Annotated in this window: 22 protein-coding genes; 9 read left to right on the forward strand and 13 right to left on the reverse strand. The window is 58.3% G+C overall.

Annotated elements, in window-relative coordinates; genetic code table 11:
- Positions 1 to 143: 143 nt before the first annotated feature.
- From P4G45_RS12300 to P4G45_RS12330, 7 genes are all read right to left on the reverse strand, one after another.
- Positions 144 to 287 (reverse strand): hypothetical protein, encoded by a 144-nt coding sequence (locus P4G45_RS12300; RefSeq protein ID WP_348266772.1) that lies wholly within the window; start codon positions 285 to 287, stop codon positions 144 to 146.
- The gene (gene ccsA / locus P4G45_RS12305; protein ID WP_348266773.1) at positions 284 to 1018 is read right to left on the reverse strand and encodes a cytochrome c biogenesis protein CcsA; all 735 of its coding nucleotides are present in this window, start codon (positions 1016 to 1018) and stop codon (positions 284 to 286) included. Before ccsA ends, P4G45_RS12300 begins: the two co-directional genes overlap by 4 nt.
- Positions 1019 to 1185: 167 nt before the next feature.
- Complete coding sequence (locus P4G45_RS12310) at positions 1186 to 1869, reverse strand: heme exporter protein CcmB (RefSeq protein WP_348266774.1); 684 nt, start codon at positions 1867 to 1869, stop codon at positions 1186 to 1188.
- Positions 1866 to 2345: a Cys-tRNA(Pro) deacylase gene (gene ybaK / locus P4G45_RS12315; RefSeq protein ID WP_348266775.1), complete on the reverse strand. Its 480-nt coding sequence runs from the start codon at positions 2343 to 2345 to the stop codon at positions 1866 to 1868. The genes P4G45_RS12310 and ybaK overlap by 4 nt, the downstream gene beginning before the upstream one ends.
- Positions 2342 to 3049, reverse strand: coding sequence for an ABC transporter ATP-binding protein (locus P4G45_RS12320; RefSeq protein ID WP_348266776.1), 708 nt, complete (start codon positions 3047 to 3049; stop codon positions 2342 to 2344). The genes ybaK and P4G45_RS12320 overlap by 4 nt, the downstream gene beginning before the upstream one ends.
- Complete coding sequence (locus tag P4G45_RS12325; RefSeq protein WP_348266777.1) at positions 3050 to 3499, reverse strand: cytochrome c maturation protein CcmE; 450 nt, start codon at positions 3497 to 3499, stop codon at positions 3050 to 3052.
- A 125-nt stretch (positions 3500 to 3624) separates the two neighbouring features.
- On the reverse strand, positions 3625 to 4128 hold the full coding sequence (locus P4G45_RS12330; protein WP_348266778.1) for a DUF892 family protein: 504 nt from the start codon (positions 4126 to 4128) through the stop codon (positions 3625 to 3627).
- A 290-nt stretch (positions 4129 to 4418) separates the two neighbouring features.
- Between P4G45_RS12330 and thiC the strand changes: the two genes are divergently transcribed.
- Positions 4419 to 5888, forward strand: a complete 1470-nt coding sequence (gene thiC / locus P4G45_RS12335; RefSeq protein WP_348266779.1) for a phosphomethylpyrimidine synthase ThiC — start codon at positions 4419 to 4421, stop codon at positions 5886 to 5888.
- A 122-nt stretch (positions 5889 to 6010) separates the two neighbouring features.
- Positions 6011 to 7165, forward strand: a complete 1155-nt coding sequence (locus tag P4G45_RS12340; protein WP_348266780.1) for an acyl-CoA dehydrogenase — start codon at positions 6011 to 6013, stop codon at positions 7163 to 7165.
- Between the two features lie 2 nt (positions 7166 to 7167).
- Here P4G45_RS12340 and P4G45_RS12345 read toward each other — a convergent pair whose 3' ends face one another.
- Genes P4G45_RS12345 through P4G45_RS12355 form a run of 3 tightly spaced genes read right to left on the reverse strand, consistent with a single transcriptional unit; the run spans position 7168 to position 8702 of the window.
- Positions 7168 to 7509 (reverse strand): DUF488 domain-containing protein, encoded by a 342-nt coding sequence (locus P4G45_RS12345; protein WP_348266781.1) that lies wholly within the window; start codon positions 7507 to 7509, stop codon positions 7168 to 7170.
- Between the two features lie 36 nt (positions 7510 to 7545).
- Positions 7546 to 8268 (reverse strand): FAD-dependent oxidoreductase, encoded by a 723-nt coding sequence (locus P4G45_RS12350; protein ID WP_348266782.1) that lies wholly within the window; start codon positions 8266 to 8268, stop codon positions 7546 to 7548.
- Positions 8269 to 8294: 26 nt separating this feature from the next.
- Positions 8295 to 8702, reverse strand: coding sequence for a cupin domain-containing protein (locus P4G45_RS12355; protein WP_348266783.1), 408 nt, complete (start codon positions 8700 to 8702; stop codon positions 8295 to 8297).
- A 155-nt stretch (positions 8703 to 8857) separates the two neighbouring features.
- Between P4G45_RS12355 and P4G45_RS12360 the strand changes: the two genes are divergently transcribed.
- From P4G45_RS12360 to P4G45_RS12385, 6 genes are all read left to right on the forward strand, one after another.
- Complete coding sequence (locus P4G45_RS12360) at positions 8858 to 10303, forward strand: dipeptidase (RefSeq protein ID WP_348266784.1); 1446 nt, start codon at positions 8858 to 8860, stop codon at positions 10301 to 10303.
- A gap of 62 nt (positions 10304 to 10365) precedes the next feature.
- On the forward strand, positions 10366 to 11004 hold the full coding sequence (locus tag P4G45_RS12365) for a molybdenum cofactor guanylyltransferase (protein WP_373695286.1): 639 nt from the start codon (positions 10366 to 10368) through the stop codon (positions 11002 to 11004).
- Positions 11005 to 11032: 28 nt separating this feature from the next.
- The gene (locus tag P4G45_RS12370; protein ID WP_348266786.1) at positions 11033 to 12064 is read left to right on the forward strand and encodes an ATP-binding cassette domain-containing protein; all 1032 of its coding nucleotides are present in this window, start codon (positions 11033 to 11035) and stop codon (positions 12062 to 12064) included.
- A gap of 307 nt (positions 12065 to 12371) precedes the next feature.
- Positions 12372 to 13886: a sugar transferase gene (locus tag P4G45_RS12375; protein WP_348266787.1), complete on the forward strand. Its 1515-nt coding sequence runs from the start codon at positions 12372 to 12374 to the stop codon at positions 13884 to 13886.
- Between the two features lie 17 nt (positions 13887 to 13903).
- The gene (locus tag P4G45_RS12380; RefSeq protein ID WP_348266788.1) at positions 13904 to 15592 is read left to right on the forward strand and encodes an NAD+ synthase; all 1689 of its coding nucleotides are present in this window, start codon (positions 13904 to 13906) and stop codon (positions 15590 to 15592) included.
- 118 nt (positions 15593 to 15710) lie between these two features.
- On the forward strand, positions 15711 to 16757 hold the full coding sequence (locus tag P4G45_RS12385) for a thioredoxin domain-containing protein (protein WP_348266789.1): 1047 nt from the start codon (positions 15711 to 15713) through the stop codon (positions 16755 to 16757).
- A gap of 65 nt (positions 16758 to 16822) precedes the next feature.
- Here the strand turns inward: P4G45_RS12385 and purU are convergent, their stop codons facing one another.
- From purU to P4G45_RS12400, 3 genes are all read right to left on the reverse strand, one after another.
- Positions 16823 to 17680 carry a formyltetrahydrofolate deformylase gene (gene purU / locus P4G45_RS12390; protein WP_348266790.1) on the reverse strand — a complete coding sequence of 286 codons (858 nt, stop codon included), beginning with the start codon at positions 17678 to 17680 and terminating at the stop codon, positions 16823 to 16825.
- A 125-nt stretch (positions 17681 to 17805) separates the two neighbouring features.
- Complete coding sequence (locus P4G45_RS12395) at positions 17806 to 18162, reverse strand: hypothetical protein (RefSeq protein WP_348266791.1); 357 nt, start codon at positions 18160 to 18162, stop codon at positions 17806 to 17808.
- 138 nt (positions 18163 to 18300) lie between these two features.
- Entirely contained in the window at positions 18301 to 20199 is a 1899-nt protein-coding gene (locus P4G45_RS12400; RefSeq protein WP_348266792.1) for a glycoside hydrolase family 88 protein, read from the reverse strand.
- A 140-nt stretch (positions 20200 to 20339) separates the two neighbouring features.
- Between P4G45_RS12400 and P4G45_RS12405 the strand changes: the two genes are divergently transcribed.
- Complete coding sequence (locus tag P4G45_RS12405; RefSeq protein WP_348266793.1) at positions 20340 to 21707, forward strand: hypothetical protein; 1368 nt, start codon at positions 20340 to 20342, stop codon at positions 21705 to 21707.
- Positions 21708 to 21711: the final 4 nt, after the last annotated feature.

Below are 21711 nucleotides of genomic sequence, written 5' to 3' on the forward strand. Positions count from 1 at the left end.
AGCAGACAAGAATATTTGCGCAACCTTCTTGCAAGAATGGGGTTGAGATGAGAGATACGGAAAACCTGTATCAGCGATTTTCCGCTATCATCTGCAACTCTTTCTCGGACAACGAAGCTACGGTTTCGTGGCTTCGTTGCTTTTTAGTCGCGTGGGTTCTTCGTCCGCAACCATTCCTTTGCAACCCATAAGAAGTACCCGCCCTGAATGATCAGGACCGTGGCGTATGCGCCGAGAAGGTGCCGGTGTTCCAAGGTGCTGAAGTTGAAGAAGGAATGCCAGGTCATTGTGCGGGCTCCAGAGAGGCTTCTATGGCGCTGAGGGCTGCGTCCTGCTCGGCTATCTGGCGGCGGCGCTCGAGGGCGAAGCGGAAGCCGAGGATGAAGATCCCCCACATGGCCCAGGCAATGATGTTCCAGACGAACGCGGGCATCATGGAGGGGTCTATGCCAGAGTCAGGGCCTCCACCGAAGACTGGAGCAGGATGCTGGGTGCGCCACCAGCGGATGGACATGTAGACGATCGGGACATCGACTGCGGCGAAGACGGAGAGGACTGCCGCAAGGGTCTGGCTTTGGCCGCTCGAGGAGAAGCGGCGGAGCATCAGGTAGCTGACGTAGAGGAGCCAGAGCAGCAACATGCTGGTGAGGCGCGGGTCCCAGGTCCACCAGATACCCCAGGTGGCGCGGCCCCAGATGCTGCCGGTGATAAGACAGATGCTGGCGTAAACGACCGTGACTTCGGCGGCAGCAAGGGCGAGGGCGTCGGAGGTGAGGGCCTTGAGGGGGTCGCGCCGGCGCCAGTAGAGATAGGCGAGCGAGGCCAGGAAGTTGATGTAGGGGAAGATCAGGCTCAGCATCGAGCTGGGGACGTGATAGTAGAAGATTCGCCCGGCATCTCCCTGTGCCGCATCGGTGGGCACGAGGAAGATGGCCTCGCGGAAGCCGATGACAAGGACAACCAGGCTGGCAAGGAACCAGAGCCAGCCGACGGTGCGGAGAATGGAGGATCGGGACACTATGCGGATAATTTTACCGCGAATCGTTTGCCCAGAGTGTTTTCATCGATAGGAGGTCTTGCCGGGGCAAGCGAAAGGCAAATACAGGGGTCTTCTCCACTGCCCCATTCGACTTCGCTCAGGGTCCGGTCGAGATGACGTGGATTTGTGTTCCCAGTGAATTGGCGCTATTCGGCGTTGAGGACGGTGTCGAAGAGGAGGATGCAGATGATGGTGAAGACCAGGTCGTATCCGGCAAGCTGGGTGATCCAGGTGTTGATCTCGAGAGGATCGAGCTGCGCGGTGAGGACTCCGGTGGTGGCTTCGACCATTCCGAGTAACGCCGGGAGGGAGATGGGGAGAAGCAGCAGGGGGAGGAGAAGTTCGCGGTTGCGGGTACGCAGGCCGAGGACGGCGAAGAAGGTTCCGTTGACGACCAGGGCCCAGGTGCCGAGGGGAAGGATCAGCGCGAGCAGCCAGGCGTTGCCGAGGACATGCAGGTTGTAGAAGACGATGAAGACCGGAGCCAGGATCGCCTCGACAACGAGGACGAAGAGCATGTTGGCGATGGCTTTGCCGAGGAAGAGGGCCGAGGCCGGGGCGGGGGCCATGCGCTGGGCTTCGAGGACTTGGTGGTTCTGCTCGCGGGTCCATGCCTGATTGAGCGCGGTGACGGTGGCGAAGAGGAGTGCCACCCAGAGAATGCCGCCGGAGATCTGGCGGGAGACGGCGGCGGTGGGGTCGAAGGCGAGCGAGAAGACGACGACTACGAGCAGCGAGAAGAAGAGCATTCCGTTGATGGAGTCGCGGGAGCGCCATTCGATGCGGAGGTCTTTGCGCAGGTGGGCGAGGACGTGGCCGATATATTTCATTTTGTCAGATCGGCCAGGGTAGCGTTGGCTGCGCGGAGGTAGTCGGCGGGGGAGAGGAGGAGTTGCAGGCCACGTTGTCCGGCAGAGACGGAGATGAGGTCGTGAAGTTCGATGGTCTCGTCGGCGTAGGCGGGGAAGGGCTTGCGGGCGGCCATGACGGTAACTCCTCCACGGATGTAGCCGGTGAGGGGCTCGACTTCTTTGAGGGAGGCTAGTTCGGCCTTCTTTGCGCTGGCGGCATTGGCCAGCTTTTTCAGATCGAGTTCGGTGTCTCCGGGGATAACGGCGAAGAGGTGCTCGCCTGTATTGGTCTCGGCTAGGAGGGTCTTGAAGACCTGCTCGGGAGGGAGGCCGATCTTGCGGGCGACCGAGATGGCGGTGAGGTCGTCGGGATCTACCTCGTAGGCGCGCAGTTCGTAGGTGATTCCGAGACTGTCGAGGAGGCGGGCGGCGTTGGTTTTGGCAGGGGGCTTCACTGGGCGGCGGTCTCCGGCTGAACGATTTGGCCGTTGCGCATGCTGAGTGTGGTGTCTGCTATGGGGTCGGCGAGATGGGCCTGATGAGTGGTGAGCAGGATGGTGCGTTTTCCTCCCCCGGCGACGGGCCAGGTGCGGAAGTCGGCGAGCAGCTCGACCATGTGATGGGCGGAGGCTACGTCGAGGTTGGAGAAGGGCTCGTCGAGGAGGAGGAGTTCGGGGTCGGTCTGGAGGACGCGGGCGAGCGAGGCGCGCTGACGCATGCCTTGGGAGTACTGGCCGACGGGGCGGGTGAGCGCGGGGTCGAGGCCCACGGCGCGGAGGGCCATCTCGGGACTGCCTACGCAGGCGCAGCTGCCGTCGCGGTAGAGGGAGGCGAAGTAGTTGAGGTTCTCCATGGCGGTGAGCTCGTCGTAGAGCATGGTCGAGTGGCTCATATAGGCCATGCGGCGACGCTGGTGCTGTGGAGACTCAGCGAAGACTTGCGCGGTGCCGCGGGTGGGAGTGATGAGGCCGGCGATGACGCGCAGTAGAGTTGATTTGCCGGCTCCGTTTTCGCCGACGATGACGGTGCAGGTGCCGGAGGCGAAGCTTGCGGTGACGTTGCGGAGGGCAGCGAAGGTGCCGTAGATCTTTGAGACGGATTGTAGTTCGGCGGCGATGGGGCTAGGTGCGCCGTTGGCCGGCTTGGCTGACTTCTCCATTTATTTTTTGAAGTCGGCGGGGAGGGCGGCTGCGGTGGTGGTTGTGGCGGGTTTGGCCGGAGCGTACTTGGAGGCGCATTTGGCCTGAAGCTGCGTGGCGTGGAAGACGCCGTCGTGTCCGTAGGTGCCTACGGCGAGGGCTTGAGCGTCGTCCTTGAAGGTATCGGGCGGAGGCTCGACGCCTTTGTAGCTGACCTTGAGGGTGCGGTTCTGCTCGAGGAGAGAGAAGTCGACGTAGGTGCCGCTGCGATGGATGCTGCCTGGAGCTACGTTGCCTGCGACGCGGAGATGGCGGACGTAGGCTTTGTTGCCCATAGCCTGCAACTCGCCGATGGTGACGTAGTAACTCTTGTTGTCCTGGACGCCAGTGTAGGCGAGGTAACCCATCGTGGCCATGATAATGACCGCGGCGATAACGATCTTGATCGGGCTTTTCTGGGCAGTAGACATGGCTTCTGCGATAAGTCTACGGCTTTGGATGCGGTTTGGGTAGAGTGCCTTGATTTCAGAAAGCGCTCATCACAAAAAAAACAGCCCACGGTGGACTGTGGGCTGCCCGGTAAAAAGGAGATGGCTCAGGCTGCCACTTGCTGGTTGACGTGTCCGGCGATCTGGGTGAGGAGGTGGTCGGCGGCTTCTTCTTCCTTAAGGATGGATTCGAGCACGGCCATGTCGTCGCGCTGGCCGAGGAGGCCAGCCCATGTGCGGAGAGTTCCGTAGACGGCGATCTCGTGATGCTCGACCTGCTGGCCGGAGGCGATGAGGGATATGTCGCGGATGCCGGTGTCTTTAGCATCCTTGATGCTGTCTTCAGCCGAAGCGACGAGGCTGGAGATGACTTTACAGGTGGAGGTGCTGGCTTCGCCAGTGGCCTTGCGCAGGAGTCCTTCGACTTTGGTGACGTGGCCCTTGGTCTGTTCGAGGTGATTGCGGAATGCGGTGGCGAGTTCGGTGTCGGTTGATTTTTCGATCATGGTGGGAAGGGCCTTGACGATCTTCTGTTCCATGTCCAGGGCTTTCTCGAGGGTATCTGTGTAGAGAGTGCGTAGGTCTTCGATATTCGCTGAGAATAATTTCATGGTGTGCTCCTTCGGATGTTTGCGGGCGCGGTTTTGCACCGACTGCGCGCGGATTGATATGGTGACTTGCTCGTGCCTGGATGAGCTCGGCTAAACGTGCATTGCCGGAAGAACTCACGGTCGTGCTTCTATTGGTTAGGATGCGAGGTTGGGATACGGGGTGGTTTCCCAAGGGAGGGGTCAGGGAATAGGTCGCGCAGATGGCGCATGGGGCTGTGTTCCGGCGGTAGTGGGAGGGCGAGACGCGGCGTATACTTACTCGATAACACTGGTACGAACTGGGGAAAACAATGAGCACTCATGAAAACGGGAATAGCGCGAACGGCAATGGATACAAGGTGCCGACGGGGCGTGCGGAATGGATTGTAAAGCGCAAGGCTGAGGCCGAGCGGACGGGCGATACGAACATGTCGCAGATGCACTTTGCACGCAAGGGGCTGATTACCGAAGAGATGGCCTATGTTGCCCAGCGGGAGAAGATTGCCGCGGAGCTGGTGCGGTCTGAAGTTGCGAAGGGGACGATGATTATCCCTGCCAACATCAACCATGTTGAGCTGGAGCCGATGGCGATTGGAGTGGAATCGCTTTGCAAGATCAATGCGAATATCGGCAACTCGGCGCTGGTGTCGAATGTGGATGAAGAGCTGCGGAAGCTGCATACCGCCGTGCATTTTGGCGCGGATACGGTGATGGACCTTTCGACGGGCGGCGATATTCCGATGATTCGGGAGCAGATTCTGCGGCACTCGCCCGTGCCGATTGGGACGGTTCCTCTGTATGAGGCTTTGAGCCGGGTGAAGAAGCTCGAAGATTTGAATATTGACCTGTACCTCGAAGTGATTGAGGAGCAGGCCCAGCAGGGTGTGGACTACTTCACGATCCATGCCGGTGTGCTGATTCAGTACGTTCCGCTGGTGGCAAAGCGCATTACCGGCATTGTGAGCCGTGGCGGCGCGATTATGGCGCAGTGGATGACGGCGCATCACAAGCAAAACTTCCTGTATGAGAACTTCGACCGGATCACGAAGATCATGGCGAAGTATGACGTGAGCTATTCGTTGGGAGACGGGCTGCGGCCGGGTTGCGTGGCTGATGCCAGCGACGAGGCGCAGTTTGCTGAGTTGAAGACGCTGGGCGAGTTGACCCGGCAGGCTTGGAAGAGCGATGTGCAGGTGATGATCGAAGGGCCGGGGCATGTGCCGCTGGACAAGATCAAGGAGCAGGTGGACAAGGAAGTGGAGCTTTGCGATGGCGCTCCGTTCTATGTGCTGGGGCCCCTGGTGACGGATATCGCTCCGGGCTATGACCACATTACGTCGGCGATTGGCGCGGCGATGATTGGATGGCATGGCGCGGCGATGCTTTGCTATGTGACTCCGAAGGAGCATCTGGGACTGCCGAATGAGAAGGACGTGAAGGACGGCATTATCGCTTACAAGATTGCCGCTCATGCGGCGGATATTGCGCGGCATCGGCCCGGAGCGCGGGATCGTGATGATGCGATCTCTCATGCGCGGTACACGTTTGATTGGGACAAGCAGTTTGCGTTGTCGCTTGACCCGGATACGGCGCGTGGGATGCACGATGAGACACTGCCGGATGACTACTACAAGGAAGCGGCTTTCTGCAGCATGTGTGGGCCGAAGTTCTGCAGTATGAACTGGTCGAGCAAGGTGGATGAGTTCAATGCGAAGGAGCATGGATTGAAGAAGCCGGACTTGACGCAGATTGTCACCGAGCAGATGGCGCTGCGCGGGTAGGTTTTTCGAAGCAAGGTTCTCCGGTTGGCCCAGCAGCGATGCTGGGCCTTTTCTTTTTGCTGCCGAGGTATGCACGGATGTGATAGGTTGATTAGTTTTAGTTATGGTGTGGAGGTTTGCGGATGTTTGGGCTAACTGAAGAACAGGAACAGTTACGGAAAGAGGTGCGGGCGTTTGCGGAGCGGGAGATTGCGCCGCATGTCTCGGAGTGGGACGAGAAGAGCCTGTTTCCCGATGAGGTAGTGAAGAAGCTGGGACCGATGGGATTGATGGGGATTATCTTTCCGGAGGCGCTGGGTGGCGCGGGGATGGGCTATGTGGAGTATGTGCTGGCGGTGGAGGAGCTGTCGCGGGTGGACGGGAGCATAGGTATTATTGTGGCTTCGCATAACTCGCTTTGTACGAACCACATTATGCTGGCGGGCAATGATGACCAGCGGCAGCGGTGGGTTACGAAGCTAGCCAGCGGACAGTGGCTGGGGGCGTGGGGACTGACGGAGCCAGGGTCCGGTTCGGACGCGGCGGGGGCGCGGACTACAGCGGTTAAGCGTGGGGATAAGTGGGTGCTGAATGGCAGCAAAACATTTATTACGAATGGCAGCCATGCGGACTGCTCCGTGGTGCTTGCGGTGACGGACCGGGAGCAGGGCACGCGGGGAATTTCGGCGTTTGTGGTGGAGAAGGGGACGAAGGGGTTCCGTGCAGGGAAGAAGGAAAACAAGCTGGGGCTGCGGGCGAGCGATACTTCGGAGCTGATCTTTGAGGAGTGCGAGATTCCGGGGGAGAATCTGGTGGGCAAGCTGGGAGAGGGATTTAAAGATGCGATGCGGGTGTTGGATGGGGGCCGGATTTCGATTGCGGCGCTGAGCCTGGGGATGGCTCGAGGGGCGCTCGATGCGGCGATGAAGTATGCACAGCAGCGGCGGCAGTTCGGCAAGGCGATCAGCGAGTTTCAGGCGATCCAGTTCAAGCTGGCGGACATGGCGACGCAGCTTGACGCCGCGTGGCTGCTGACGATGCGGGCGGCGCAGATGAAAGATAAAGGGCAAAGGGTGACGCGCGAGGCGGCGATGGCGAAGCTGTTTGCCAGCGAGGCGGCGTGCCGGATCTGCGATGAAGGGGTGCAGATTCACGGCGGGTATGGGTTCATCAAGGACTATCCGGCAGAGAAGTTTTACCGCGACGTGAAGCTGTGCACGATTGGTGAGGGGACGAGTGAGATTCAGCGGATGGTGATTGCGCGGGAGTTGCTGGGGACTACTCCCAGCCGAGGGTGAGCTCAGCGGCTTAGAAAGTGCTGGAGAACGATGGCTTCGTTGTGCTGCTCGTCTTTTGCTCCGTAGAGGAGGGTCGTCGGGCCTTTTGCTATCTCTTTCTTCAGAAGCGCTACTTGTTCGGGGTTATTTTTCAATTCGGCTTTATAGCGGATTTGGAATTCGGGCCATTTGGCTGGGTCGTGGGCGAACCATTTTCTTAGCTCCGTGCTGGGGGCGATTTCTTTTAGCCAAAGATCGACGCGGGCTCTTTCTTTGGTGAGTCCGCGAGGCCAGAGGCGGTCTACGAGGATGCGGGCGCCGTCTTCTTTGGCGGGAGCTTCGTAGACTCGTTTGAGCTTGATCATGAGTTCTCTTCCCAATCAATAACCCGATTTTTTATATCAATAGCCTGAAAACTCTTCGGAGCGGACGTTGGCTTCTCTTACCCTAGCGTTTTTGAGGAGCTTCTGCATTGCGGCGACCATCTGTGGTGGGCCGGTGAGATAGTAGATCGGACGGTCGAGGTCGGGAAGGTGCTTTCGGAGCATCGCTTCGGTGATGTAGCCGGTTTCACCGCTCCATTGCGTGTAGGAGTTATCGACTTCGGTCATGGTGGTGATGAGCGTGAAGTGGGGGTTCGCCTTCTCAGCCGCGAGGAGTTCGTCGAGGAAGGCTGCGTCGTTGGCAGTTCGATTGGAGTAGAAGACGAAGAGCGGATGTGCGAGCTTGTCGTGGGTAGCTTGAAGGACGATGCTTCTGACGGGAGTGATGCCGATGCCACCGGTGAGGAAGACGGCGGGGATGCGGGCGTCGTCGTGGAGAGTGAGTTCGCCCCAGGGGGCTTCGAGTTCAACTTCGGTGCCGAGGGCGATGATCTTCAAGGAGCGTTTGAAGGCGGTGTCGCGCATTCGCGTGGTGATGATGAGGTCGTCTTCGTAGGGTGCGCTGGCAAGTGTAAAACTGCGCTTATTACCCTCGGCATCGGTCTGGGGCGGGTTGGAAAGAGTGAAGTCGCCGCATTGGCCGGGTTGGAAGCTGAAGCCGGGTGGCTTTTCGAAGTGAAAGGCCATGGTGCCGGAGGCCACTTCGTTGCGGCTCTTCAATTTGATCTTGTAGGTCGCCACTTGATCCCTATTTTTAGAACGACGGGCTAGGTGCCGTAGCCGCGGTGCTTCATGGCTGCGAGTTCCTCGTCGCTGGGCCAGGAGATGGTCAACAGGAAGGCTGAGTCTTCGACCGCTTCGACATCGTGACGGATGGAGGCGGCGAGGGTGAAGAGATTGCCGACACGGAGATCGTGCGGATGGCCGTTGACGTTGAGATTTATCTGACCCTTGAGAACCTGGACGGAGATGGTGCCGTCAGCGTGGTGCTCCTTCATCTTGGCGGCTTTTTCCATGGTGATAAGAACGATTCTGAAATCGTGCTTTTTGAAGAGCGTTTTAGCATAGTGACCGGCGGGCCAGGGCTTCTTTTGCTCGGAGTCGGCTATCTCTTTGAGCAGATCGAACTGCGCCTGTTTGTCGATCATGGTGCCGTCTTGCTGGGAGGTGGTCATATGTTTCCTCCTAAAATGCGGAATGGTTGCTGATGTTTTGATGCAGGAACGCTGGGCTATGGATAGATGATTCGGGTTTGGGCTTGGCGGGCGAATGTTTCATATACTTATGGTTCGCTGTGTGCGGCTTGACAGGCGGATGGGGAGATGAAGCGGTGACGACGAATAATACTACAGCGGCGGTTGGGTTTGCAGAGAAGAATCAGGCGCGGTTTGTTGAGGAGCTGAAGGCGTTGCTGCGGATTCCTTCAGTATCCACGCTGCCGGAACATGTGGGCGACGTGCGCCGGGCGGCGGAGTTTGTGGCGGCCGAACTGAAGCGCATTGGAATGGAGAACGTTCGTCTGATTGAGACGAGCACCGACGAAGAGATGATTGCGGATGCAGCGGGCCAAACGCGGGTAGTGCCGCCACGGCTTGGACACCCGCTGGTTTATGCGGATTGGCTGCATGCTGAAGGCAAGCCTACCGTGCTTTGCTATGGGCACTACGATGTGCAGCCGCCCGATCCTCTGGAGGAGTGGAAGACACCGCCGTTTGAGCCTACGGAGCGAGATGGGAACATCTATGCTCGTGGGGCGGTGGATGACAAGGGGCAGATGTGGATGCATGTGAAGGCGCTGGAATCTCTGATGGCGGCGGGTGGGGGTAAGCTGCCGGTCAATGTGCGCGTGATCGTCGAGGGAGAGGAAGAGGTTGGCGGCGAGGGGATTGCCGCGTTTGTGCGGGAGCATGGTGAGAAGCTGAAGGCCGATGTTGCGCTGGTCTCGGATACGGAGATGTTTGCTCCTGAGCTGCCTACGCTGTGTGTGGGATTGCGCGGGATGATCTATACGGAGATCGAGGCGCGGGGGGCGCGGACGGATTTGCACTCGGGGATGTATGGCGGTGCGGCTCCGAATCCTTTTGTTGCGCTGGCGCAGGTGATTGCGAAACTGAAGGATGAGGACGGGAAGATTCTGATTCCCGGGTTCTATGACAAGGTTGAGAAACCTACGGACGCGGAGCTGAAGGCGTGGAAGGCACTCTCGTTTGATGAAGAGCACTATCGCGAGACGGAGGTGGGCTCAATCGCATTGACCGGGGAGCCGGGGTATAGCGTGCTGGAGCGGACCTGGGCGCGGCCTACGCTCGATGTACACGGGATGCCGGGTGGGTTTACCGGGGCGGGCGCGAAGACGGTGATTCCGGCGAAGGCTGTCGCGAAGGTGAGTATGCGGCTGGTTCCGGATATGACGCCTGCGGAGAGTTTTATGCAGTACAAGGCTTATGTGGAATCGATCTGCCCGAAGGGGATTGAGGTGGAGGTCAGGCTGATTCATGCTGGCGATGCGATTGTGGTGAGCACGGACAATGAGTATGTTCGGGCAGCGACGGCAGCGATGCATGAGGTCTTCGGCAAAGAGACAGTGTTTGTGCGTGGAGGCGGGTCGATCCCGATTGTGGGGGACTTTGAGCGCGAGTTGAAGATCCCTACGGTGATGATGGGATTTGGGCTGCCCGATGACAATCTTCATGCACCGAATGAGAAGTTCCATCTGGCTAATTTTCATCGTGGGATTGAATCGATTGTGCGGTTCTTTGCGCGGCTGGGTGCTTGATGGTGGGGCGAACTCCTGCTGACGTGAGTGGCTATGTGCTGGCGGGGGGCAGGAGTTCACGCATGGGGCAAGACAAGGCCCTGCTGGAATTGGCGGGGAAACCGTTGGCGCAGCGGGCGGTGGAGAAGCTGCGGCAGGTCTGCGCGGAGGTTTCTGTTGTGGGAAACAGGGCGGAGCTGGAGGCTTATGCGCCGCTGGTTCGGGATCTGCATGAGGGGTGCGGGCCGTTGGGCGGGATCGAGGCGGCACTCTTGCAATCGGCGAGACCGTGGAACCTGTTCATGGCTGTGGATATGCCGTTTTTGCCCGCGGGGTTTCTACGCGCGTGGGTAAGAAAGGTGGCGGGGCTGGAGTGTGCCAGGGTGGCCTTATTTACGGTGGACGGCAGGCCACAGCCTGCACTTTGTCTGCTGCATAAGGATGTTGCTCCGTTCGTAGGCGGGGCAGTGACTCGGGGTGAATTCAAGTTGTTTCCGGTATTAGTGGAGGCAGGGAGAGAGCTTGCGGCGGCACAGGGAATTGAGTTTGATCGGGTATTTCTGAATTTGCCTGAGCGTTCCGATGCTTTCGAGGATTTTGACGCAGGATGGACTCCGACAGAGATGCAGCGTGAGGCGATGCATCTTTGGTTTGCGAATCTCAATACGCCTGAGGAGTTTGCCGCGGCTGCGGCTGTTGCCGGAGTGCTGGACACGGACTAATTCACAGGAATTGCATAAGAACAGCCTCTTGGCGCATCTGATGGAAGAGCAGGCACAACTGAAAGTAGAGACGATGATGGAGCTGAACAGGGAAAGTGACCCGCGGCAGAAGAACACGCGGCCGGTTGAGGCGACAGACCATGAGGGATCGTCGCATGTGTCGGATGCAGAAACTGCGGTTGCGAATGCGGACACTTCGTTAACCGCGGACGTATCTGCGGAGGTGTCGCCTGCGGTTGAAGAATTTATGGATCAGGCCGCGCAGCAGAATGAGGCTGCGGCTGAAGCTGTGCCGGATGTTAGAAATAAGCCCGGTTCGTATATCTCGTTTGAGCATGTGCACAAATCATTCGGCGACTTTGTGGTGCTGGACGATGTCAGTTTCTGCGTCAATTCGGGAGAGACGCTGTGCATCATGGGGCGCAGCGGCGTGGGTAAGTCGGTGTCGCTGCAGATGTTGTTGGGGTTTTTGAAGCCGGACAAGGGAATCATCCGTGTAGCGGGCGAGGATATCTGCGGGCTCAATGAGCAGCAGTTGCAAGTGATTCGGCGCAAGGTCACGATGGTGTTTCAGAATGGGGCGCTGTTCGATTCGATCTCGGTGGGGGAGAATGTGGCGTTTCCCCTGCGGGAGCGTGGAGAACTGGCGGAGGAACAGATTCACCAGATCGTAAAGGGACTGCTGGAGATGGTGGGTGTGGCGGGGATGGAAGGTTTGCTGCCGTCGGATCTGTCCACGGGAATGAAGCGATCCGTAGCAATCGCGCGCGCCCTGGCGGCGCAGCCGGAAGCGGTGCTTTATGACGAGCCAACGACGATGGTGGATCCTCTGATGGCTCATTTGCTGGGAAATTTGATAGAGCGGCTGAAGCAGCAACTGCATCTGACGAGCGTTGTTGTGACCCACGATACCCGGTTTGCGAAAAAACTTGCCGACCGTGTGGTGTTGCTGCACGGAGGGAAGGCGCATTTCTTTGGAACGATGGAGGAGATGGAGCAGAGCGACGACCCGGTGCTGAAGGAATTTCTCGCCATGGATGAGTTGACGATGCCCGTGTAGACAAAGGTAATGAATCTGGGTCACGACAATAATCTGGAGCAAAGTTACGTGGCAAAAGTTTGCAAATTTGATTGCTATGCTGATCGGACCGACGTATGCTTAAAAGTGAACATGTAGGTTCGGGCAGAATTCTGCGAGCTTTGATTTGTTGAAGTTAGCGAAAGAACTTTGTGCCCTGAACCGTGTCTCTACCTTGCAGCACTCTTGCAGCATTTGAAAATTTTTATCGCGCAACATGCCTGGGGTTATTTCTGGCATCTTACCGACTGTGAAGTCAAAGGGATATCACAGTAAAGAGGCGTTCGCTATGGCGACACCGGATTATCTGCAACAGGTTATCGTTTCGGCACGCGCGAGGGCTGTCCGCGACCGACGTACTTATTCGACGCGATTTGGATTATTTCGCAGGCCATCGGTGACCAGCATGGTGTGGGCATCGCTGGATCTGCTGACTATTTTTTTGGCCGTGATTCTGGCGCTGCGCGTTCGGATTGCGTTGCCACCGCAGGTTCACGTGCTGTATGTCGTGCCCGACCTGATCGAGGCATCGCCTCGGGTCCTGTTTTTGTATATTGGCTGGTTTGCGGCTTGCCTCATCTTCTTTGCTCGTTCGTATGGACTGTACGGTCCCATACAAAACCGCAGTGGCCTGCATGAACAGAGGATGACGGTGCAGGCGTCCTTGATGTCGGGGCTTCTGCTGTGCGGCGCGCTGTATTTGTTCAATGGGATTGCGGTCTCACGTATTGTGGTTGCGCTGGTCGTGCTGTTTTCGGCGGTGTTGTTGTGCGTGCGCCGGGCGGTGTGGCGGCGGATGGCCTATAAGCGCTTCCGGGAGGGCATAGAGACGCGTAACGTGCTGATTGTGGGCGCGGGCCGGGTGGGGTATGCACTGCGGAACCATCTGGAGTCATTGAACCATCTGGGATTCCGCTTCAAAGGGTTTGTAGCGCTGACCGAACGGGAGGCGGAGTCCGGCGACGCCGACGTGATTGGTGATGTACGCAACTGCCTTTCGCTGGCGCGGTCGTTGTTTGTGGATGAGATTTTCTTTTCCGTTCCTGCAGATAAGAAACTGGTCATCGGCATGGTGGAAGAAGCACGCACGGCCGGGATTGATGTCCGCGTTGTGCCGGACATGTATGACGGGCTGGCGTGGAATGCGCCGGTCGAATATATCGGCCAGTTTCCGACGATTCCGCTGCACCGCCGGGATTTCCCCATGGGCGCATTTCTGTTGAAACGCGCGATGGATATAGTTCTGGCATCGGCTGCGCTGGTGGTGGCCTCCCCTGTGATGCTGGCGATTGCCATTGCTATTCGCTGGGACTCCAAGGGAACGATCTTTTATGGAGCGGAGCGAATTGGACGGAAGGGGCGGACGTTCTGCTGCTACAAATTCCGGACCATGGTAAAAGATGCCGAGAAGTTGAAGGCCGATCTGGAGCATATGAATGAGAGAGACGGCATTCTCTTCAAGATTGCCAACGATCCCCGCATCACGCGAGTGGGAGCAGTGCTGCGAAAATATTCGCTGGATGAGCTGCCGCAGTTTTATAACGTGCTGCGCGGAGATATGAGCCTGGTGGGTCCGCGGCCTCCCATGGCTGCCGAGGTCGAGCAGTATGACCTGGCGCACCTGCGCAGGCTGGATGTGCTGCCAGGAATTACCGGGCTTTGGCAGGTGGAGGCCCGACAGGACCCGTCGTTCGACAGCTATATCTCGCTGGATACGGCTTATGTGGAGAACTGGAGCCTCTGGCTTGACCTAAAGATTCTGGCGCGAACGGTGCATGTAGTGTTGAGCGGAACGGGCACCTAAGCAGTAGACTTAGACCTGTGAAGATAGCTCTCGCGCAGATTAATCCGACGGTTGGGGACTTCGCCGGGAATACCAAAAAGATACTTGAATATGCTGCACGCGCTCATGAACAGGGCGTGAGCCTGGTTATCTTTCCGGAGCTTGCGGTATGCGGATATCCGCCCGCTGATTTTCTGGAGAAGGCTTCCTTTATCGCCCGTGCGGATCAGGGGGCGGCAGAGATTGCTTCATGGACGGCAGGGAGCGGGCGTCCGGCGATTTTGTGCGGAACGGTGATGCCGACTCAATCGCCCGTAGGCAAGCGCGTGCGCAATGTGGCTGCATTACTGCGTGGCGGACACGTTAGTTTTGTGCAGCAGAAGATGCTGCTGCCGTTCTATGACGTGTTCGATGAGCAGCGCTACTTTGAGCCTGCGGTTGAGCAGACCCTGACGGTTTTTGATGGACAACCGCTGGCGATTACGATCTGCGAGGATGCCTGGAACGATAAGGGATTCTGGCCGCGGCCCATGTACCAGGTAGATCCGGTGGAGGCCCTGATGGGGCAGTGGGGCGCGCAGCCGGACGATTTGGCTGGAAAGCAGCGGATTATCTTGAATATTTCAGCGTCGCCGTACTGGCAGGGTAAGCCCGAGGTGCGACAGAAGATGCTGGCGGCTCTGGCGGAGCGCCATGGCGCTTACGTCGCTATGGTGAACCAGGTGGGCGGTAACGATGGATTGGTCTTTGATGGCTCATCGCTCGTGATTGGGCCAAAGGGTCGCGTCCTGGCACGGGGAAGTTCGTTCGCTGAGGACCTTGTGATCTTTGATACTGTGGGCTTTGGGTCTGGCGCGACGGCAGCTAGTGCTCCTGCGTCGGATGAGACTGCGGAGGTTTGGAAGGCTCTGGTGCTGGGGACGCGGGACTATGTGCGCAAGTGCGGATTTACCAGGGCGGTGGTGGGACTGAGCGGAGGCATCGATTCGGCGCTGGTGGCGGCGATTGCGGTGGAGGCGCTGGGGGCGGAGAACGTCCTTGGAGTAGGAATGCCGAGCGAGTATTCTTCTCTGGGATCGATTGAAGATGCGAGGGCCTTGGCGAAGAATCTTGGAGTGAGGTTCGAGCTGTTGCCGATCCATGATGTGTTTGCTCAGTATCAACAGACATTGAGGCCTCTCTTTGAAGGAACGCCGTTTGGGCTGGCGGAAGAGAATTTGCAGGCCCGGATACGCGGCTCGCTGCTGATGGCGTTGGCGAACAAGTTCGGTTCACTGGTGCTGACGACGGGCAATAAGAGCGAGATGTCGACGGGCTATTGCACGCTTTACGGTGATATGGTGGGCGCGCTGGCAGTGATTGGCGACGTAATGAAGACGAAGGTCTACAAGCTGAGCCGGTATGTGAACCGGAAGCGCGAGGTGATCCCATGGGCGACGATCGAGAAGCCGCCGTCGGCAGAGTTGCGGCCAGAGCAACGGGATACGGACTCGTTACCACCCTATGAGGTGCTGGACCCGATCCTGGAGGCCTACGTGGAACGATACTGTTCCGCCGAACAGATTGCGGAGGAGCAGGAGGTTGACGTTGCTCTGGTACGGTCCGTCCTACAATTGGTTGAGCGCAGCGAATACAAGCGGCAGCAGGCGGCGCCGGTGCTGAAGGTAACAAGAAAATCGTTTGGAACGGGCCGCCGGTTTCCCATAGCGGTCCGGGTTCAGGTGTAATAGGTTCAGGTGTAATAGGTTCAGGTGTAATAGGTTCAGGTGTAATAGGTTCAGGTGTAATAGGTTCAGGTGTAATAGAAGTGCTGCACGCGTAGAGCGGCGGCGGAGGAAAGATTCTTTGAAGATTTCAAAATGGATGTTGGCAGGATTGGCGTCAGTTCTCAGCGTTGCTGTAGTCGCGGGGGCACAGACAGGGACGACGGGTACGGCACCGAAGACAAACGCTCCGGCTCCGGCGCTGCATTTGAACGATCTGGGACAGACGGTCAAAGCGGACCCGTTTCCGCCTGCGAACCCGAAATACTTTACTGCACCTTCGCCGACGGTAGATACGGTGAATGCTTTTCTCAAGGCATTGTGGGGATACGATGACAACCGTATCTGGCGGGTTGAAGCCATCCAGACGACAGCCGCGCCGGGCGTGAGCAAGGTCGTTGTCTTTATCTCGGATAAGTCCCCGAATGCGAAGGTGCAGACCGCAGCATTTTTTGTTACGCCAGACGGGAACCATGTGATTGCCGGCGATGGCGTAGTTCCGTTTGGCGCGACGCCGTTTGCAGAGCTGCGCAAGATACTGCAGACGCGTGCCGATGGCGCGTCGCGTGGAGCGGCAAGCAAGGACTTGTTGCTGGTTGAGTTTGCTGATCTGGAATGCCCGCACTGCAAGGAAGCGCAGGCGACGATGGACCAGTTGGTGAAGGATTTCCCGAATGCTCGCGTGGTCTTTCAGAGCTTTCCCCTGGCGCAGATTCATCCCTTCGCATTCAAGGCTGCGGCTTATGGATATTGCGTGCAGAAGCAGAAGAATGACGCCTTCTTTACATACGCCTCGGCGGTATTCGACACGCAGGCTGGTTTGACGGCGGAGACGGCTGACGCCACGCTGAAGAACGCCGTGACCAAGGCTGGACTTGATCCGGCTGCGATCGATGCGTGTGCGGCGACGCCGGCCATCAAGGAGCAGGTGAATGCTTCGATCAAGCTCGCGGAAGATGTGGGAGTGAATCAGACGCCGGAGCTTGCTGTGAATGGGCATCTTCTGCCGATTTCGCAGGTTCCGTACGAGACGCTGAAAAAGATCATTGCTTATCAGGCGCAGTTGGACGGCGTGAGTACAGGAGCGAGTGCTTCTACTGCTTCTGCTCCATCCCTTGCCGGTAAGTAATCTAAAGGAAGTTATCGAAGGGCGCATCCGAAATGGATGTGCCCTTTTTATGGTCGCGAGAAAAACTAGGCGAAGATTACGGTTTTGTTGGCATAGGAGAGGATGCGGTAGTTGAGGTGCCAGCGAACGGCGCGAGAGAGGACGAGGCGCTCGAGATCGCGGCCCTTCTGGATGAGGTCGGGTAGCTGGTCATTCTGTGAGACGCGGGTGACATCCTGCTCGATGATGGGGCCTTCATCGAGGATCTCGGTGACATAGTGGCTGGTGGCTCCGATCAACTTGACTCCGCGGGCGAAGGCGGCATGGTAGGGACGCGCGCCCGTGAAGGCGGGCAGAAAAGAGTGGTGCACGTTGATGATGCGCTGCGGATAGGCGCGGACGAACTCCGCCGAGAGGACCTGCATGTAGCGGGCGAGGACGACCATATCGATGGAATTAGCGCTGAGCAACGCAAGCTGCTGTTCTTCCACCTGCGTTTTATTGGCGGCGGTAAGGGGAAGATAGTGGAAGGGGATCTTGTGGAAGTCAGCCAGGGGGCGTGCCGCTTCGTGGTTGCTGATGATGAGCGCGAGGTTGCAGCTCAGCTCTCCCGTCTGGTGGCGATGGAGCAGGTCGGCCAGGCAGTGGAGGTAGTGAGAGACAAAGATGGCTACGTTCTGGGGCGGAGTGGCGAAGGTGAGGCGCCAGTTCATCTTGAACCGCTCTGCAAGGGGCGCGAAGGCTGCGTGAAAGTGCGATTCGTCGCAAAGGGTGTCATCGGTGGCGAACTCGATGCGCATGAAGAAGAGGCCCAGCTCTACGTCCTGATGCTGGTCGGCGTTGAGGATGTTGGCGTCGTATTGCTGGACCAGGAAGTTGGCGATGGCGGCGACGAGACCTTTGCGGTCGGGGCAGTCGATGAGAAGAACAGCGGTCTTGGGCATGGCGATGAATTGATTAGAGCATTTTCTGGGTGGCCGTTGGGACAAATGCCGGATGCCCCATGTCTCAGAATCGGGACATGGGGAATCCAGGCAGAATCTTCACGGTGACGCAGAGAGATGTGGTTTCAGGCCAGGCGTTGAAACGGTCTGGACAGCGGTAGCTTTACGCGAGCCGCGTCGATGAAACTTTCGCGCTCGACTTTCTGTTTACTCTCTGCTGTCCGCGAGGCGGCTTTAGGCTTTGGTGGGCCAGCCCAGGACTCCTCCTCAATCAGTGCCGCGGTTGCGCGGTCGTAGCCCATGCGCTCGAGGATGGGCATCTCGTCGCGGTCGCTGGACTCTGCGACGGTCTGTTCCAATGTTTCGCAGACAGGGATCTTGGCGCTCTCACTTGTATTTCCTGCGGACATCACCGAGGCCGTGAAGTTGGCGGTGAGGCGCTGGGCGCATTTCTGTCCACATACAAAGAAGCCCCGGTCCAAAGACCGGGGCTTCCAATTTTGCCGCAAAATCCAGACTCAAGTCCACCATCAAGTCCAGATCTAAACTCCCTCGTTCGAAGACTTTAGGACCTAAAGTACAGGGGGTATCTCCGGAAAGGAAGCATCATGCCAGTCGAGCTACTGCCGCACCGCCCAGCCAGCCAGATCGATCGCCCCGGCTAAGTTGTCATACTTCTCTGGCAGATGGTTCCGCCGGTCCACATACTCGTTGTAGACCCACGGATCGACCACGGCGAACACCGTTCCCTTACCATACCTCGCCACCGCGATCATCACATCGCTGCCCTTGGTGACCACGGCCTTCGCTGGTCCCTTCACCGAGATCGTGCAGGTGTCCTTCATATAAGCCAGGTGAGGATGTTCAAACACACCCGTACCTGCCGGAATCTCCAGCTCCCCTGCCGGAAGGTCGTCACCGACGACGTGGTTCACCAACACCTGGTTGAAGTGAATGCCAAACCGCTCGCTGAGAGTGTTGAAATGCTCAAACTCCGCATTCGGCCCATCGTTCTCCATCAGCAGCAGAACGCCGCCCCTCTTCACCCAGTCGGCGATCACCTTGCCACTCTCTTCGTCCATGTAATGCGGGTTCGGATTCTTCGACGGAATATCCGGCGACGCCAGAATATAGATCTGCGCCTTCTTCAGATCCGCCGCAGTCGGTGCCGTCTTCTCAGTCGCCAGTTTCGCGCCATATCGCTGAAACACCCGTCCAAAAAACGCGAAGCCACTGTTCGAGTCATCGTCCCATTTGTAATGAAACAGCTCCGTCTGTCCCGCTGCATTCTGCCGCGTCTGCGAGTTGAACCACGCATCAACCAGCACCGTCTTTCCCTGTCCCAAAGCCTCAGTCGATGCCTGCTCCATCTCGCTTCCCGCCAACAGAAACGCGCCAATGCCTTTGGCATCGTTCACCCGCGTCTTCTCGCCGATGTAGTAGTCATAGCTTCCCGAGCGATAAGGCTTTCCTCCCAATCCTCCAACCGCTACTGTCCCGCTCAGCGCCATCTTTCCATCGGCAGTTGTCACAAACGCCTTCTGGACTCCGTCCCATCCGCGCCGCGCGCTGACCTCATCCGCCTGCGGCAGATAACCCATGCGAACGCCCTTGGCCAGCGCATAGACGAACATGCAGCTATCCGAAGCCTCCGTATAGTTGCCCGCTTTTCCGCCCTTGTCCATCACCTGCCACCAAAGACCGGTCTTCGCATCCTGATACTTCACCACCGCAGCCATCGTCCGGTTCAGCGCAGCGACAAGCTCTGGCCGCTGCGGCTGGTCCTGAGGCAACCAGTCCAGAACATCGACCAGCGCCATCGCATACCAACCCATCGCCCGTCCCCAGACCTCTGGCGACAAACCCGTCTGCGGATTCGCCCAAGGCATCTTCTCCGACTCATCCCATCCATGTCGCATCAGCCCGGTCTTCGGCTCGCGCATGTGAGCATCCATCAGCAGCAACTGCTTGGCAATATCGGCAAAGTCTCCGGACTCATGGAACGTAGCAGCATAAGCTGCACGAAACGGCTCCGCCATATAAGCGCCATCCAGCCACATCTGGTTGGGATAGATCTGTTTATGCCAATAACCGCCGCTCGCCGTCCTCGGCTGCGCCTCAAGCTGATCGTGCAGGAACTTCGCCGCCTTGTAGTACTTCGGCTGCTGCGTCACCCGATAGACCAGCAAAACCGCTCGACCCAGCTCGATGTTGTCCAGACTGTGCGCCTCGGGCTTGTATCCCGTGATCGTTCCATCTGCCGTCACATACTTATCGACCGCAGCCTTGATGTAGTGGAAGTCCTGCCCGTCCGCCGTCGTATGCCACTCCGCTGCCATTCCATCCAGCAGCACGCCCTCTTCATATCCCCAGGTTGCCGGATGTCCCGTCGTCGTAATGACTCCCGCGGGCCACTCCGCGATCACCGTAGCCGCCATCTTTTGCGAAGGCGATTCCTGCGCCACCATCCCCTGCGCACCCAAACATCCCAGCACCAGCAATCCCGCCAAAAACCTCATTCAAAGTCCCTTTCATAGCCAGCAGCAACACGCAAACCAGCATACCCCGTTCAAATCGGCTCTTGCAGGTTTGCTGTCGCACGCCGGACATCGAACCCCCTTCAGCGTTCCTTAATCCATCTGCGTTACCATCAACCCAGATGACGTTCCGACGCTCCCTGCTCCTGCCGTTCCTGCTGACATCGTGCGCAGCGCTGTGTCAGACACCTTCCGTCACGCTCCCCGCCGGAACTCCGTTTCCTGTCCAGACGGACGATCATCTACCCATGCGCGTCGGCCAGCCTGTCCGCGCCGAACTCATCTACCCGGTCTATGTCGACAATCAACTTGTCCTCCCCAAGCACACTATTCTCTCCGGTACGGTCATCAAGCTCCGCTCCGACCGCTCTCGCCGTATTCGCGCACGGCTCGGTGGCGACCTGACCCCCTTCCACATCCCCGTGGTCAGCTTCACCCAGATCATCCTTTCCGATGGTTCCACTCTTCCCTTCTCTTCAGGCCCCGCCACCGACGGCTCTCCCATCTACCGCGCCGTCGCCCCGCCACCGACCAAAGGCGGATTCTTCCGCCAGCAGTTCGACAATGGTCTCTCTATCGCTCGCGACGATATCGCCATCTTTATTGCTCCCGGCAGAGGCGACCGATTGAAACAGTTTGTCTACAATCGGCTGCCCTATCATCCCGAACGCATCGAAAAGGGCACAGCGTGGACTATAGAGACGGGCGCTCCCCTAGACATTCCAGCCCAGCCAGCTCCTCCTGTAGTCGCAATTGCCCCTGCGCCAAAGCATCATTTCTGGCAGAAGCCGATCCCCGCAGCAGAGGCCCCGCCCGACAATGGTCCCGGCATGTGGACCATCCAGGCTTATCTCGCTAATCCCCTTAGCTCCGAGACTTCGACCGCCGGACAGGTCATCAAGGCCACCGTCGCCCAACCCATCTATAATCCGGACCACACCATCGCAATTCCCCAGGGCGCAACTCTCGTGGGCGCCGTGACCAGAGCAAAGCCGGCGCGGCGCTTCGGTCGTACCGGGACTCTGAACTTCAGCTTCCGCCAACTGACGCTTCCCGGAGGCGAGCCCCAGAATGTTGAAACCACCCTCACCGGCGCGGACTCCGATCAGGCGCTTGCACTCAACTCCGAGGGCCAGGTGAAGTCAAAGCCACAAGACAAGCTCAGTGTGCCCATCTTTCTCGCCCTTCTCGCCAGCCGCCCACTGGATCGAGATCACCATGACGGCGGCGGCGACAACGGGCTTGGAAAAAATGCCGCTGGCGGCGCTGCCGGTCTGGGTTTCGTTGGATCTATCATCGGCCTCTCCGGCGTATCGCCGAACGTCGTGGCGGGCATCGGCTACTATGGAGCCGCGCTAGCCGTTTACTACAGATGGATCGCGCGCGGAAAGAAAATTACCTTCCCCCGCGATACCCGAATTGTCGTGCAGACGGTAGCTCGCCATTCTGAGGTCATGCACGCCGATCCATCACGCGCCATCCATCGATAACGGA

The organism is Edaphobacter paludis, assembly GCF_039993895.1.
In the GTDB taxonomy this organism is placed as follows: Bacteria; Acidobacteriota; Terriglobia; order Terriglobales; family Acidobacteriaceae; genus Edaphobacter; species Edaphobacter paludis.